Source organism: Burkholderia sp. RF2-non_BP3, assembly GCF_001522185.1.
GTDB lineage: Bacteria > Pseudomonadota > Gammaproteobacteria > Burkholderiales > Burkholderiaceae > Burkholderia > Burkholderia diffusa.
The window spans coordinates 45,294-59,277 of the sequence record NZ_LOSU01000010.1; the positions used below are offsets into that span (position 1 = coordinate 45,294).

Annotated in this window: 13 protein-coding genes and 1 pseudogene; 11 read left to right on the plus strand and 3 right to left on the minus strand. The window is 68.1% G+C overall.

What is annotated here, in order from left to right; all coding sequences use genetic code 11:
- The first annotated feature begins 13 nt into the window (after positions 1-13).
- The 11 genes and pseudogenes from WS45_RS03810 to WS45_RS03860 all read left to right on the plus strand — a co-directional run bounded on the left by WS45_RS03810 (position 14) and on the right by WS45_RS03860 (position 11,051).
- Positions 14-910: an alpha/beta fold hydrolase gene (locus WS45_RS03810; RefSeq protein WP_059698296.1), complete on the plus strand. Its 897-nt coding sequence runs from the start codon at positions 14-16 to the stop codon at positions 908-910.
- Positions 907-1,764, plus strand: a complete 858-nt coding sequence (locus WS45_RS03815; protein ID WP_059698298.1) for an IclR family transcriptional regulator — start codon at positions 907-909, stop codon at positions 1,762-1,764. Before WS45_RS03810 ends, WS45_RS03815 begins: the two co-directional genes overlap by 4 nt.
- Positions 1,761-2,558, plus strand: coding sequence for an SDR family oxidoreductase (locus WS45_RS03820; RefSeq protein ID WP_059526445.1), 798 nt, complete (start codon positions 1,761-1,763; stop codon positions 2,556-2,558). Before WS45_RS03815 ends, WS45_RS03820 begins: the two co-directional genes overlap by 4 nt.
- Positions 2,551-4,221 carry a thiamine pyrophosphate-binding protein gene (locus WS45_RS03825; protein WP_059526441.1) on the plus strand — a complete coding sequence of 557 codons (1,671 nt, stop codon included), beginning with the start codon at positions 2,551-2,553 and terminating at the stop codon, positions 4,219-4,221. Before WS45_RS03820 ends, WS45_RS03825 begins: the two co-directional genes overlap by 8 nt.
- Positions 4,214-5,041 carry an aspartate dehydrogenase gene (locus tag WS45_RS03830; RefSeq protein WP_059698300.1) on the plus strand — a complete coding sequence of 276 codons (828 nt, stop codon included), beginning with the start codon at positions 4,214-4,216 and terminating at the stop codon, positions 5,039-5,041. The genes WS45_RS03825 and WS45_RS03830 overlap by 8 nt, the downstream gene beginning before the upstream one ends.
- An 89-nt stretch (positions 5,042-5,130) precedes the next feature.
- Complete coding sequence (locus tag WS45_RS03835) at positions 5,131-6,621, plus strand: aldehyde dehydrogenase (protein ID WP_059526435.1); 1,491 nt, start codon at positions 5,131-5,133, stop codon at positions 6,619-6,621.
- An 18-nt stretch (positions 6,622-6,639) separates the two neighbouring features.
- Positions 6,640-7,602, plus strand: coding sequence for a VOC family protein (locus tag WS45_RS03840; RefSeq protein WP_059698302.1), 963 nt, complete (start codon positions 6,640-6,642; stop codon positions 7,600-7,602).
- Entirely contained in the window at positions 7,599-8,843 is a 1,245-nt protein-coding gene (locus WS45_RS03845) for an NAD(P)/FAD-dependent oxidoreductase (RefSeq protein WP_059698304.1), read from the plus strand. The genes WS45_RS03840 and WS45_RS03845 overlap by 4 nt, the downstream gene beginning before the upstream one ends.
- Positions 8,844-8,871: 28 nt before the next feature.
- Positions 8,872-10,272, plus strand: a complete 1,401-nt coding sequence (locus WS45_RS03850; RefSeq protein ID WP_059698306.1) for an MFS transporter — start codon at positions 8,872-8,874, stop codon at positions 10,270-10,272.
- A gap of 41 nt (positions 10,273-10,313) precedes the next feature.
- Positions 10,314-10,529 (plus strand): annotated as a pseudogene (locus WS45_RS03855) (hypothetical protein); the annotation flags it as partial.
- A 120-nt stretch (positions 10,530-10,649) separates the two neighbouring features.
- On the plus strand, positions 10,650-11,051 hold the full coding sequence (locus WS45_RS03860; RefSeq protein WP_059698309.1) for a PPC domain-containing DNA-binding protein: 402 nt from the start codon (positions 10,650-10,652) through the stop codon (positions 11,049-11,051).
- A gap of 36 nt (positions 11,052-11,087) precedes the next feature.
- Here WS45_RS03860 and WS45_RS03865 read toward each other — a convergent pair whose 3' ends face one another.
- The 3 genes from WS45_RS03865 to WS45_RS03875 form a co-directional block, all read right to left on the minus strand.
- On the minus strand, positions 11,088-12,374 hold the full coding sequence (locus WS45_RS03865; protein ID WP_059698311.1) for an Nramp family divalent metal transporter: 1,287 nt from the start codon (positions 12,372-12,374) through the stop codon (positions 11,088-11,090).
- Positions 12,375-12,605: 231 nt separating this feature from the next.
- Positions 12,606-12,854, minus strand: coding sequence for a hypothetical protein (locus tag WS45_RS03870; protein ID WP_059526416.1), 249 nt, complete (start codon positions 12,852-12,854; stop codon positions 12,606-12,608).
- Between the two features lie 469 nt (positions 12,855-13,323).
- A complete protein-coding gene (locus WS45_RS03875) occupies positions 13,324-13,758 on the minus strand; it encodes a universal stress protein (RefSeq protein ID WP_059526413.1) in 435 nt (144 codons plus the stop codon).
- Positions 13,759-13,984 lie beyond the last annotated feature (226 nt).

Below are 13,984 nucleotides of genomic sequence, written 5' to 3' on the forward strand. Positions count from 1 at the left end.
GGCGGAGCAAGCAATGAGTGTCATCGACAAACGTGAACGCGACCGCACCGCGGCGTTCGCCGCGCTGCTCGGGCAGTTTCCCGAACGGCGCTGCGCGGCCGGCGCGGCGGGCACGATCGGTTATCGCGAGGCCGGCGCGCAGCATGCGGGCCACGCGCTGCCCGTCGTGCTGCTGCACGGGATCGGCTCGGGCGCCGCATCGTGGGTGCGCCAGCTCGACGCGCTCGGCGCGTCGCGGCGCGTGCTCGCGTGGGATGCGCCCGGCTACGGCGTGTCGACGCCCGTGCGCGGCGCGTCGCCGACGGCCGCCGATTACGCGGCGTCGCTGAACGCGTGGCTCGAGGCACTCGGCATCGAACGCTGCGTGCTGGTCGGGCATTCGCTCGGCGCGATCGTCGCGGGCGGGTTGGCCCGCGCGATGCCCGCGCGGATCGCCGGCCTGCTGCTGATCTCGCCCGCGGGCGGTTACGGCAGCGCGCCCGCCGAGACGCGCGACGCGCGCCGCGATGCACGCCTTGCCATGCTCGAGGAACTCGGCCCGGCCGGGCTCGCCGAGCAGCGCAGCGGCAACATGTTGTCGGGTTTCGCGAGCGAGGATGCGCGGGCGTGGGTGCGGTGGAACATGGCGCGCATCGTGCCGGCCGGCTATGCGCAGGCCACGCATCTGCTCGCGAACGCCGATCTCGCGTCCGATCTCGCCGGCTTTCGCGGCCGCGCCGCGGTGGCGGTCGGCGCGAACGACGCGATCACGCCGCCTGCCGCGTGCGAGCGCATCGCAGCGGCCGCGCACGTCGGATTGCAGGTGATTCCGCAGGCCGGTCATGCGGGTTACGTGGAAGCACCGGCGGTTTATTCGTCACTGATCGACACGTTCTGCCGTCAATGCGATCGCCAACGGGGGCTGGAATGAGCGAACCGTTGCAACAACAGGATGCGGACGCCGCGAAGTCCGAGGCCAACTACGTGGTGCCGGGCCTCGAACGCGGTTTGCGAATCCTCGCCGAATTCTCGCCGCGCGAGCCGGTGCTCGGCGCGCCGGAACTGTCGAAGCGGCTCGGCATCCCGCGCACGACGGTGTTCCGTCTGCTGCAGACGCTCGAATCGCTCGGCTTTCTCGAGCGCGCCGACAAGGATCGCAACTACAAGCTCGGCATCGCCGTGTTGCGGCTCGGCTTCGAATACCTGAGCTCGCTCGAGCTGACCGATCTCGGCCTGCCGGTGATCGAGAGCCTGCGCGACGCGACCGGCTTCACGACGCACATCGTGATCCGCGACGGCCGCGACGTGGTGTTCGTCGCGAAGGCGCAGAGCCAGTCGCCGGTGTTCAGCTCGATTCGCGTGAACGTCGGCACGCGGCTGCCCGCGCATGCGACGACTCACGGTCACGTGCTGATGGGCGACCTGTCGCTTCAGGCGCTGCGCGCGCTGTATCCGGAAAGCACGCTGAACCGGATGACGAGCGCGACGCCGGAGACGGTCGATGCGCTGTACGAAGTGATCCGCGAGGATGCGCTGCGCGGCTACGGCGTCAGCAATTCGTCGTTCGAACGCGGCATTTCGGTGGTCACGGCGCCGGTGCGCAACGATACGCAGCGGATCGTCGCGTGCATCACGGTGACGGTGCCCCGGCCGGAGATCGACGCGACGCTGATCGCCGACGGCCTGATCGACAAGGTGCAGCGCGCGGCGGCGGAACTGTCGCGGCGGCTCAATTACCGCTCGGATGACGAGCACACGTTTATGAAGGCTTTAGGACTCCGATGATTGAGATCGATCTGACGGGGCAGGTGGCGGTGGTGACGGGCGGTTCGTCCGGCATCGGCCTCGCGACTGCCGAGCGGTTTCTGCAGGCCGGCGCGTCGGTCGCGATTTGCGGCCGTGACGGCGAACGCCTCGCGCGCGCGCAAGCGCTGCTCGGCGAGAAATATCCGGGCGCGCAACTGCTCGCCGTGCGCTGCAACGTGCTCGACGAAGCCGATGTGGCCGCGTTCGCGCAGGCCGTGTCCGACCGCTTCGGCCGCGCCGACATGCTGGTCAACAACGCGGGCCAGGGCCGCGTGTCGACCTTCGCCGACACGACCGACGACGCATGGCGCGAAGAGCTCGAACTGAAGTACTTCAGCATCATCCGCCCGACGCGCGCGTTCCTGCCGCTGCTGCGCGACGCGCAGGCGCCGACGATCACCTGCGTGAATTCGCTGCTCGCGCTGCAGCCGGAGCCGCACATGGTCGCGACGTCGTCGGCGCGCGCGGGCGTGCTGAGCCTCGTGAAGTCGCTCGCGACCGAACTCGCACCGCAGCGCATCCGCGTGAACTCGATCCTGATCGGCATCGTCGAGTCGGGTCAGTGGCGCCGCCGCTACGAAGCACAGGCGCAGGCCGGTGAAAGCTGGGAGGACTGGACGGGCGCGCTCGCCCGCAAGAAGAACATTCCGCTGAACCGCTTCGGCAAGCCTGACGAGGCCGCCTGGGCACTTTTTTATCTCGCAACGCATCTGTCGTCCTATACGACGGGCAGCCATATCGACGTTTCTGGAGGCTTTGCACGCCATGTCTAAAAAAACCACGGTTGGCGAGCTGATTGCCGCCTTTCTCGAGCAGTGCGACGTCAAGACCGCATTCGGTGTCATCTCGATCCACAACATGCCGATCCTCGACGCGATCAACTCGCGCGGCAACATCCGGTATGTCGGCGCGCGCGGTGAAGCCGGCGCGGTGAACATGGCCGACGGCCTGGCCCGCGTGTCGGGCGGCCTCGGCGTGGCGTTCACGAGCACGGGTACGGCGGCGGGCAACGCGGCCGGCGCGATGGTCGAGGCGCTGACGGCCGGCACGGCGCTGCTGCACATCACGGGGCAGATCGAGACGCCGTATCTCGATCAGGACCTGGCCTACATCCACGAAGCGCCGGACCAGCTCACGATGCTCGACGCGATCTCGAAGGCCGCGTTCCGCGTGCGCACGGTCGAGACCGTGCTGCCGACGATCCGCGAAGCGGTGCGCATCGCGCAGACCGCGCCGACGGGCCCCGTATCGGTCGAGATTCCGATCGACATCCAGGCCGCCGAAATCGAATGGCCGGAAGACCTCGCACCCGCGCACGTCGCGGTGCGCGAGCACGACGCAGCGCGCGTCGCGAAACTCGCCGACGCGCTGGCGGCCAAGCGCCGTCCGCTGTTGTGGATCGGCGGCGGTGCGCGCCACGCCCGTGCGGAAGTCGAACGCCTGGTGAAGCTCGGCTTCGGCGTCGTGACGAGCGTGCAGGGCCGCGGCGTGCTGCCGGAAGATCATCCGGCGACGCTCGGCGCGTTCAACGTGCATGCGTCCGTCGAGGCGTTCTACAAGACCTGCGACGCGCTCGTCGTGGTCGGCTCGCGCCTGCGCGGCAACGAGACGCTGAAGTACAAGCTCGCGCTGCCGCAGCCGCTGTTCCGCATCGACGCCGACGCGCTCGCCGACAACCGCGGCTATCGCAACGAGCTGTTCGTGCACGGCGATTCGAAGCGCGTGCTGGCCGAGCTGGCCGATCGCCTCGAAGGCCGCCTGTCCGTCGATCCGCGGTTCGCGGCCGATCTCGCGGCGGCGCGCGAGCAGGCCGTCGCCAGCGTGTCGGAAGGCCTCGGGCCCTACAAGACGCTGGTCGATACGCTGCAGGGCGCGGTGGGCCGCGACTACAACTGGGTGCGCGACGTGACGATCTCGAACAGCACGTGGGGCAACCGCCTGCTGAAGATCTTCGAACCGCGCGCGGGCGTGCATGCGCTCGGCGGCGGCATCGGCCAGGGCATCCAGATGGGCATCGGCGCGGCGCTGGCGGGTGCGGCGGCGAAGACGGTCTGCCTGGTCGGCGACGGCGGCCTGATGGTCAACGTCGGCGAGCTCGTGACGGCCGTGCAGGAAAACGCGAACGTGATGATCGTGCTGATGAACGACCAGTGCTACGGCGTGATCCGCAACATCCAGGACGCGCACTACGGCGGCCGCCGCTGCTTCGTGCAGCTGCACCAGCCGGATTTCGCGCAGTTCTGCGCAAGTTTCGGCCTCACGCACTACCGGATCTCGTCGCTCGACCAGGCCGAAGCGATCGTGCGCGAAGGAATCGCGAAGGAAGGGCCGGTGATGGTCGAGGTCGACATGTTGTCGGTCGGCTCGTTCGCATCGGCATTCGCGGGCCCGCCGGTGAAGAAGGAAGAAACGCCGTCGGAGCGGCAGTATGCGTAACGGCCAAGCCCGCGGGCATGCGCCCGTCGACATCGCGATGATCGGCTTCGGCGCGATCGGTGCGGCCGTGTATCGCGCGGTCGAGCATGACGCCTCGTTGCGCGTCGCGCACGTGATCGTGCCCGAGCACCAGCGCGACGCGGTGCAGCGCGAGCTCGGCGGCGCGGTGGAGGTCGTGTCGTCGGTCGACGCACTGGCCCGCCGCCCCGAATTCGCGCTCGAGTGCGCGGGTCACAGCGCGCTCGTCGATCACGTCGTGCCGCTGCTGAAGGCCGGCACCGATTGCGCGGTCGCATCGATCGGCGCGCTGTCCGACCTCGCGCTGCTCGACGTGCTGTCGCGGGCCGCCGACGAAGGCGACGCGACGCTGACGCTGCTGTCCGGCGCGATCGGCGGAATCGACGCGCTGGCGTCGGCGAAGCAGGGCGGGCTAGACGAGGTGCTGTACGTCGGCCGCAAGCCGCCGCTCGGCTGGCTCGGCACACCCGCCGAGGCGTTGTGCGACTTGCGCGCGATGACCGAAGAGAAGGTCATCTTCGAAGGCACCGCACGCGACGCCGCGCGGCTGTATCCGAAGAACGCGAACGTCGCGGCGACGGTCGCGCTCGCGGGCCTCGGCCTCGACGCGACGCGCGTGCGCCTGATCGCCGATCCGGCCGTCGCGCGCAACGTGCACCGCATCACCGCACGCGGCGCGTTCGGTGAGATGTCGCTCGAAATGAGCGGCAAGCCGTTGCCCGACAACCCGAAGACGTCCGCGTTGACCGCGTACAGCGCGATCCGCGCGCTGCGCAACCGCGCGGCCCGCTGCGTGATCTGAGCGGGCGACGCAGCCATTCGGGCCATTGAACGGCCGCCGGCGCCACGGCGCGGGCGGCTGCGCAGAGACAGATTTGTGGGACTTGTGACATGACTCCATTCGATACGAGCCTCGTACCCAACGGCGACATCCTGATCGGCGGCGAGTGGCGGCGCGGTCGCGGCGCGCCTTACGCGAGCATTTATCCGGCCGACCAGTCGCTGAACATGGAAGTATCGACGGCGAACGCGGAAGACGCGGCCGACGCCGTCGTGGCCGCCGACGCCGCATGGCGCCGCGCGGACTGGTCCGGCCTCAAGCCGCACCAGCGCGCGCTGGTGCTGTACCGGATCGCCGACCTGATCATGCAGCGTCACGAGGCGCTCGCGAACCTGCAGCGGCGCGACAACGGCAAGCCGATCGGCGAGACGCGCGTGCTGGTGGCGAGCGCGGCCAACACGTTCCGCTATTTCGCGGCCTGCCTGGAGACGCTCGACGAAGAACTGACGCCGTCGCGCGGCGACTACCTGACGATGAGCGTGCACGAGCCGATCGGCGTGATCGCGGCGATCACGCCGTGGAACTCGCCGATCGCATCCGACGCGCAGAAGCTCGCGCCGGCGCTCGCCGGCGGCAACGCGGTGGTGCTCAAGCCGGCCGAAGTCACGCCGCTCGTGTCGCTCGCGCTGGCCCGCATCTGCGAGGAGGCCGGCGTGCCGAAGGGCGTGCTGAGCGTGCTGCCGGGCAAGGGCTCGGTGATCGGCGACGTGCTGGTGCGCCATCCGCTCGTGAAGAAGGTGTCGTTTACCGGCGGCACCGAAGTGGGCCGCGGCATCGCGCGCATCGCGGCGGAAAAGCTGATGCCCGTGTCGCTGGAGCTCGGCGGCAAGTCGCCGACGATCGTGTGCGACGACGCGGATCTCGATCACGCGGTCAACGGCGTGCTGTACGGCATCTTCAGTTCGTCGGGCGAGGCGTGCATCGCGGGTTCGCGGCTGTTCGTGCAGCGCTCGGTGTACGACGAATTCATGAAGCGGCTGGTGGCCGGCGCGCGCAAGCTGCGCGTGGGCGACCCGACGCGGCCCGACACGCAGATGGGTCCGCTGATCACCGCGAAGCATCGCGAATCGGTGGAGCGCTACGTCGCGCTCGGGCTGGAGGAAGGCGGCCGTCTGCTGTGCGGCGGCGAGCGTCCGTCGGGCGACGGGCGCGAGGACGGCTTCTTCTACCAGCCGACGATTCTCGAAGGCTTGCCGAACAGCGCGCGTATCTGCCAGGAGGAAATCTTCGGACCGGTGCTGGTCGCGATGCCGTTCGACGACGAAGCGTCGCTGATCGCGCAGGCGAACGACAGCGTGTTCGGCCTCGCCGCCGGCATCTGGACGCGCGATTACAAGCGCGCATGGCGCATCGCGCGCGCGCTCGAGACGGGCACCGTCTGGATCAACACGTACAAGCTGTTTTCGATTTCCACGCCGTTCTCGGGCTGGAAGGAGAGCGGGATGGGCCGCGAGAAGGGCCGTCTCGGCATCCGCGAGTACATGCAGCAGAAGAGCCTCTACTGGGGCTTGAACGACGCGCCGCTGCCGTGGGCGAACTGAGCGAAGGGGAATGACGCAATGAGCATCTTGGGTATCGAGCAGATCACGTACGGTGTCGACGACCTCGCGACGTGCCGGCGCTTTTTCGCCGACTGGGGGCTGAAGGAAGTCGCGCACGACGACACGCGCGCACGCTTCGAAACGCTGAACGGCTGCACCGTGCTGGTCGTCAAGGCCGACGATCCGTCGCTGCCGCCCGCGTTCGAGGCGGGCCCGACGCTGCGCGAAGTCACGTGGGGCGTCGCGACGCAGCAGGAGGTCGACGCGCTGCGCGCGAAGCTGGCCGGCCAGCCCGGCTATTACGCGCAGGACGATGCGGTCGGGTGCATCGACCCGAACGGCATGGCGATCCGCATTGAGGTGACGCGCAAGCGCGCGCTCGACATCACCGGCTCGCCTTCGAACGTGTGGGGCCGGACGGCGCGGGTCGACCAGCCGAGCCCGATCTATGCGCGCGCCGAGCCGGTCGAGGTCGGCCACGTCGTGTTCTTCACGAACTGCCTCGACGCGCAGGAAAAGTTCTATCACGAGCTGCTCGGCTTCGAGACGTCGGATCGCTATCCGGGCCGCGGCGCGTTCATGCGCTGCGCGCCGCACGGCGGCCACCACGACCTGTTCCTGCTCGCGTTGCCGAACGGAAAGCGCGGCCTGAACCACGTCGCGTTCACCGTGCGCGATATCCACGAAGTGTTCGGCGGCGGCATGCACATCGACCGCTGCGGCTGGGAGACGCAACTCGGCCCGGGGCGTCATCCGGTGTCGTCCGCGTACTTCTGGTACTTCCAGAATCCGGCCGGCGCGTTGATCGAGTACTACGCGGACGAGGACGTGCTGACGCCCGAATGGCAGCCGCGCGAATTCGAGCCGGGCCCGACCGTGTTCGCCGAATGGGCCGTCGACGGCGGCCTCGACGGCAACACGCGCCGGCAGAAAAACGCGAAGGCGCCGGAAGGCAAGTTCATGACGGAGCGCAAATCATGACCGAAGCGCACACGCAAGCGCCGGCCGTGCCGGGCACGGTCGTCGTGGTCGGCGGCGGCCAGGCCGCCGGCTGGGTGCTGAAGACGCTGCGCGCGGAAGGGTTCGCGGGCCGCCTCGTGATGATCGCCGACGAGCCGCACCTGCCGTACGAGCGCCCGCCGCTGTCGAAAGCCGTGCTGGCGGGCGATGCCGACATCGAAACGGTGCGCGTCGTGCGCCCGGACGAATTCGACGCGCTGAACGTCGAGGCGTGGCAGCCGGAACGCGCGGCGTCGATCGACCGTGCGCGCCGCGTGGTGAAGACCGAAAGCGGCCTCGTGATCGAATACGACCGCCTCGTGATCGCGACCGGCGGCACGTCGCGTCGCTTGCCCGACGCAATCGTCAGGACGCCGAATCTGCACTACCTGCGCACGCTCGACGAAGCGGCCGCGCTCGGCGAGAAGCTGCGTGCGAGCCGGCGCGTGCTCGTGATCGGCGGCGGCTGGATCGGCCTCGAAGTCGCCGCGACCGCACGCAAGCTCGGCGTCGAAGCGGTCGTCGTCGAAGGCGCGCCGCGTCTGTGCGGGCGTTCGGTGCCGCAGATCGTGTCGGACTTCCTGCTCGACCTGCATCGCGCGAATGGTGTCGACGTGTGCCTCGGCGCGGCGCTCGCGTCGCTCGACGCGCAACCGGACGACGCGTCGAAGGTGCGCGCGACGCTCGCCGACGGCACGACGATCGATGCGGATTTCGCGGTGGCCGGCATCGGCCTCGCGCTGAACGCGACGCTGGCGAGCGACGCGGGCCTGGCGGTCGACGACGGCATCGTGGTCGACGAATTCGGTGCGACCAGCGATCCGGCGATCTTCGCGTGCGGCGACGTTGCGAACCATCACAACGGCTGGCTGAAGCGGCGCGTGCGGCTCGAATCGTGGGCGAACGCGCAGAACCAGGCGATCGCGGCCGCGAAGGCCGTGCTCGGCGTGCGCGCGCCGTACGCGGAGATTCCGTGGTTCTGGTCCGATCAGTACGACGTGAACCTGCAGATCCTCGGCGATCTGCCGGCCGACGCGCAGCTCGTCGTGCGCGGCGATATCGCCGCGCGACGCGCGACGCTGTTTTTCGTAGGCGATGGGCATGTGAGAGGTGTCATCGCCATCAACAACGCACGCGAGCTCAAGCTCGCACGCAAGTGGATGAACCAGGGCCGGGCAGTGGATACGGAAGCCCTGGCGGACACGACCAAAGCGCTTGCCTGACCGGCGAACGATCCAGGAGACACCCCGCATGAGCACTTTCGACAACGTCGTGGCCGGCAGGGCCACGATGGAAGCTGCCGCCTCCACGCCCGGCGCGATCATCGCGCGGCTCGAGCGGCTTCCGGCCAACGCGATGCAGATTCGCGCGCGCGTGCTGATCGGCACCGCCACGTTCTTCGACGGCTTCGACGTGATCACGATCGCGGCGACGTTGCCGCTGCTGATTCACAAGTGGGGGCTGTCGCCGACGCAGATCGGCATGCTGATCGCGTCCGGCGCGATCGGGCAGCTGATCGGCGCGTTCCTGTTTCCCGCGCTCGCCGAGAAGCATGGCCGTGTGAAGGCGATCGCGTGGAGTTCCGCCGTGATCGGCATCACGAGCATCGCGTGCGGTTTCGCGCCGACGTTCGAGGTGTTCGTGCTGCTGCGGATTTTGCAGGGGCTCGGTCTCGGCGGCGAACTGCCGGTCGCGGCCACGTACATCAACGAAATCACGCGTGCGCACGGCCGCGGCCGCTTCGTGCTGTTGTATGAAATCGTGTTTCCGATCGGTCTGCTGGTATCGATGGCGCTGGGTGCATGGCTCGTGCCGCGGTTCGGCTGGGAGATCATGTACTTCGTCGGCGGGCTGCCGTTGATCCTCGCGCTGGTGCTCACGCATCTCGTGCCGGAATCGCCGCGCTGGCTCGCCTCGCGCGGGCGCCTCCCGGAAGCCGGGCGCGCGGTCGGCGTGTTCGAATCGTCGGTGCGCGGCGAACTGCCGCCGGTCACGCAGGTGGCCGCGTACGACGAGATGGTCCGCCAGCACCCGAAGCGCCGGATGACCGACCTGTTCAGCGCCGCGTATCGCAAGCGCACGCTCGCGGTGGCGACGCTGTGGGCGACGTGCGGGTTCATCCAGTACGGGCTGTCCACGTGGCTGCCGACGATCTACAAGAACTTCTATCACGCACCGCTGCAGCTCGCGCTGAATCTCGCGGTGATCGGCTCGGTGATGGGCGTGCTCGGTTCGCTCGCGTCCGCATTGCTGGTCGACAAGCTCGGCCGCAAGCCGGTGATCGTGTGGTCGTTCGTGCTGTGCGCGCTGTCGCTGGCGTTCGCGGGCTTCTATCACGCGGCGTCGGTGTATGTCGTCGCGACCTTCTGCTCGCTGTCGCTGGGGTTGATGGCATCGGGCTTCATCACCGCATACGTCTATACGCCGGAGCAGTATCCGACGAGCATCCGCGCGTCGGGCTGCGGGCTCGGCAGCGCGTGGCTGAAGATCGCGTCGTTCGCGGCGCCGATGATCGTGCCGCACGCGATCATCGGCGGCAATCTCGCGCCGGCGTTCTACCTGATCGGCATCGTGCCGCTGATCGCGGCCGTGACCGTTCATTTCGTCGGGATCGAGACGAAGGGGAAAGTGCTCGAAGCGCTGGAGGCGTAAGCGCGGCCGGTCGCAACGGCTGACATGGGGGGCCCGGACATCGTCCGGGCCTTTCTGTTTTCCGGCGCTTGGGTTCGCGCCTGTTCGCGGACAGCCTGCGGCCGCGCTGGTTCGTCGCGGGCGGCACGGGGCTCGCGACGGTCCTGTCGATGCTCAGGCGCATGGCCGAGTATCAGGAGAGGGGCGACGCGCGGGAAATTGCCGTCGCGGCCGGCATGCCGGACGCGCAATTCGCGAGCGAGCGATTCACCGTGTGATGCGCGTGCCGCACGTTGCGGTGACGCAGGTGCGGCGCGTCATCCGGCGGGCGACTTGCCGAATGGCCGGGTCGAACGTACTCTTTGTCGACACCCCGGCCCACCCGCAGGTTAGCCACCATGCAAGCCCATCCTTTGCGTCTTTCCCCCGGCGACGATCTGCGCGCATCGATCGAGCAGGCGTTGCGTCGGCTCGACGCACACGCGGCATTCGTGATCCAGGGGATCGGCAGCCTGAATGTCGCGCAGCTTCGCTTTGCCGGTGTCGACGCGCCGACCGAACTGCGCGGCGACCTCGAAATCCTGACGCTGGCCGGTTCGGTCTCGCCGGACGGCGCGCACCTTCATATGTCGGTGTCCGACGCGAACGGCCGCGTATCGGGCGGACATGTCGCGCGCGGCTGCGTGGTGCGGACGACCGCCGAGATCCTGCTCGTGCTGTTGCACTCACATCGTTTCTCCCGTGAACCCGATGCAGGGACCGGGTTCGACGAGCTGGTGATTCGTCCGGAGCGAGGCTGATCGTGCACACGGTCCGGCGCATGTGACCGATGCGGCTTACCCTGGCACGAACACCCCCGTCGCCGCGATCGCCATCGCGAGCGTCGCGGCCCAGCCGCCCCATGCCAGCGCGCCCGTCACGGCGAACTTGCCCATGATGCGCCGGCTGCCGGCCATCAGCATCATCACGATCATGATCGGAACGGCGGTCACGCCGTTGATGACCGCACTCCAGTAGAGCGCGCGGATCGGGTCGAAATGCATGAACGTGATCGCGACGCCGCCGACGATCGCCAAGGCGATCACCGCATAGAATTCGGGCGCGACGCCGAGCCGCAGCGCGAGGCTGTTGCGCCAGCGGAAGCTGCCTGCGGCCGCATAGGCGGCCGAGCCGGCGAGCACCGGCAACGCCAGCAGGCCGGTGCCGACGATCCCGAGCGCAAACAGCATGTACGCGAAGTGTCCGGCAATGGGCTCGAGGGCGCGCGCGGCGTCGGCGGACGTCTTCACTTCGATGTGGTGCATGTAGAGCGTGGCCGCTGCCGTCAGCGTGATGAAGAACGCAATGACGTTCGATACGCCCATGCCGACCCAGGTATCGAAGTTGATTCGTCGCAACTGCGCGGGCGCCTGATGCGGTGCGCGCCGTAACGCATGCTGGCTCGGCTCCGCATGCAGTTCCTCGACCTCCTGCGACGCCTGCCAGAAAAACAGATACGGGCTGATCGTGGTGCCGAGCACGGCGATGACCGTGGTCAGATAGGCGGCGGTGAACTGGACATGCGGCCGCACGATCGCGCGGCCGACCTCGCCCCAGTGGACGGGCACGATGAGCGCCACCGCGACATACGCGAGCAGGACCAGCGCGATCCATTTGAGCAGACGCGCATAGCGGTCGTACGGCACGAAAATCTGCAGCACGACCGACACGCCGCCCAGGCAGACGACATAGAGTTCCTGAGGGCCATGCAGCAGAAGATTGACCGCCGCGCCCATCGCCGACAGGTCGGCCGCGATGTTGATCACGTTCGCGATCAACAGCAATGCCACGGCGCTGTAGAGCAGCCATGGCGGGTAGTGCGCGCGCATGTTCGACGCGAGGCCCTTGCCCGTCACGCGGCCGATGCGCGCGCTGACCAGCTGGATCGCCGTCATCAGCGGATAGGTCAGCAGCAGCGACCAGAGCAGTTCGAGTCCGAACTGCGCGCCCGCCTGCGAGTACGTTCCGATGCCTGACGGATCGTCGTCGGCGGCACCGGTGACGAGGCCCGGCCCGAGGCGCCGGAGCCATGTTGCCGCGCGCGGACGAGGCTGCGCGGTACCGAGGGACTCGTTGTCGTTCATGGCGGCGACCCGTGGGGAGGGGCAGTCGAGTCGCAATCGGCGTGCCCGGGCCGTCAGGCGGGCGGTGCCGGTCGGTCAATGCGTTCCGAATACCGAACACGGCGCAGCAGAAAACCGGCTTGGCCGATGTGGGGGAAGCCGGGGGGATGCGGGAGAAAACGGACTGCGCTCGTGAAAGCGTGCCGCCGGGCGGCGGCGAGAGCGACGCAGCTGGGGCGATACGCGTCGGCGTCAGCGAGCCGCCATCGCAACGTTCCGATCGGCGCGCCCGGTCACCAGGCAGCCGGACATGAACGCCTCGCGCTGGCTGTCGGCGGCCGCGTTGCCGAAGCCGCGGCTGAGCGCGTCGTATTTCACCTGCTCGGCGCCCTGCGAGCACGCCATCGGGCTGGCGTCGCGGCCTTGCGCGTGCAGCAGTGCCCGATCGCCGATCAGGTAGGCCAGCAGCGCGAAAAAGGCGATGTGCACCACTCGTCTCATGATTCGTCTCCTTGTTACGCAAGCGTAACGCGGACACGTTTCGGGAGGCACTTGGGGCTTCCCCCGGTAAACGTCTGCGGAAATGGCGGCAGGCCGCGGCGCTCGCATACCGCCTTCTGCCGCGCGAACGAGGAAAGGAGCGGTGGCCCGCCGCACCGACGCGCGATTGACGCGAGTTTGACGAATGTCAGGTTAGGGGCAGGGCGAGACGGTCGCGCCGGCAGTCAAAGCGATAGCATGAATGCATGTTTCAACGGAACGCGATGCGCGGCAAGCGATGCGCGCAGCGGCTCCGGACGCAGCAGGTACGTGCCGAACATCGCTATCGAAATAGTGAGGAATCCAAATGCTTAACGTCTCTTCCGTCCTGATCAGTCTCGCGCCGCTGTGGGCCATTCTGCTGATTGCATCTTCCGCCGCGACCTACCTCGTGTTCTGGCGCAAGGTCATCAAGTAAGCGCCGCACCGTTCATCGCACTGCCGTCACCGGCACATTCGAGATCCGCACGAGCCGGTCCATCACGCTGCGACGGAACATCGAAAGCATCGCGTGAAACGGATCCTGCCGCGGCGCGACGACGACGATTTCGTCGCAGCCGGTCTCGGCCGCGACGGCCGCGATCGTGTCGGCCACCGGCCCGACCTTCTTCACGATGCTGTACCGGACACCGGCTTCCCGCAGCACCCGCTCCGCCATCGCCAGATCGTCGCACGCGAACTTGTCCTCGATCGACTGTAGCCGCGACAGCGGGTGAAACGCCTCGAGCCGCGTCGACTCGAGCGGCGCCTGCACGTTGATCAGCACGATTTCGGATGCACAGCGTTCGCGATACAGAAAGGTCGCGTGGCGGACCGCCTGCAGCGAGCGGGGTGAATGTCCGACCGGAACCAGCAGTTTGAGCATGGAAAATGCTCCGTAGTCGAGATGTTCCCAGCGTAGTGCGCCGCCGGATCGCGCGACCTAAATAGATGGGGCGGGCGCGTAAAAATGTCGTCAACGTCCGTCGCCTCGTGTTGCGCCTATTAGAAATATAAGAAATTTAGGTTTATGCGCATAAACGTTTACACCAATCGGCCGGGCGGCAGCCCGACGCTGGCGGTCGAGCGGCGCACCCCCGCCGATTTAGTCG

Excerpts from the sequence above, each read along its gene's own strand:
- WS45_RS03810 (WP_059698296.1), top strand. The coding sequence starts at position 14 with ATGAGTGTCATCGACAAACGTGAACGCGACCGCACCGCGGCGTTCGCC.
- WS45_RS03815 (WP_059698298.1), top strand. The coding sequence starts at position 907 with ATGAGCGAACCGTTGCAACAACAGGATGCGGACGCCGCGAAGTCCGAG.
- WS45_RS03820 (WP_059526445.1), top strand. The coding sequence starts at position 1,761 with ATGATTGAGATCGATCTGACGGGGCAGGTGGCGGTGGTGACGGGCGGT.
- WS45_RS03825 (WP_059526441.1), top strand. The coding sequence starts at position 2,551 with ATGTCTAAAAAAACCACGGTTGGCGAGCTGATTGCCGCCTTTCTCGAG.
- WS45_RS03830 (WP_059698300.1), top strand. The coding sequence starts at position 4,214 with ATGCGTAACGGCCAAGCCCGCGGGCATGCGCCCGTCGACATCGCGATG.
- WS45_RS03835 (WP_059526435.1), top strand. The coding sequence starts at position 5,131 with ATGACTCCATTCGATACGAGCCTCGTACCCAACGGCGACATCCTGATC.
- WS45_RS03840 (WP_059698302.1), top strand. The coding sequence starts at position 6,640 with ATGAGCATCTTGGGTATCGAGCAGATCACGTACGGTGTCGACGACCTC.
- WS45_RS03845 (WP_059698304.1), top strand. The coding sequence starts at position 7,599 with ATGACCGAAGCGCACACGCAAGCGCCGGCCGTGCCGGGCACGGTCGTC.
- WS45_RS03850 (WP_059698306.1), top strand. The coding sequence starts at position 8,872 with ATGAGCACTTTCGACAACGTCGTGGCCGGCAGGGCCACGATGGAAGCT.
- WS45_RS03860 (WP_059698309.1), top strand. The coding sequence starts at position 10,650 with ATGCAAGCCCATCCTTTGCGTCTTTCCCCCGGCGACGATCTGCGCGCA.
- WS45_RS03865 (WP_059698311.1), bottom strand. The coding sequence starts at position 12,374 with ATGAACGACAACGAGTCCCTCGGTACCGCGCAGCCTCGTCCGCGCGCG.
- WS45_RS03870 (WP_059526416.1), bottom strand. The coding sequence starts at position 12,854 with ATGAGACGAGTGGTGCACATCGCCTTTTTCGCGCTGCTGGCCTACCTG.
- WS45_RS03875 (WP_059526413.1), bottom strand. The coding sequence starts at position 13,758 with ATGCTCAAACTGCTGGTTCCGGTCGGACATTCACCCCGCTCGCTGCAG.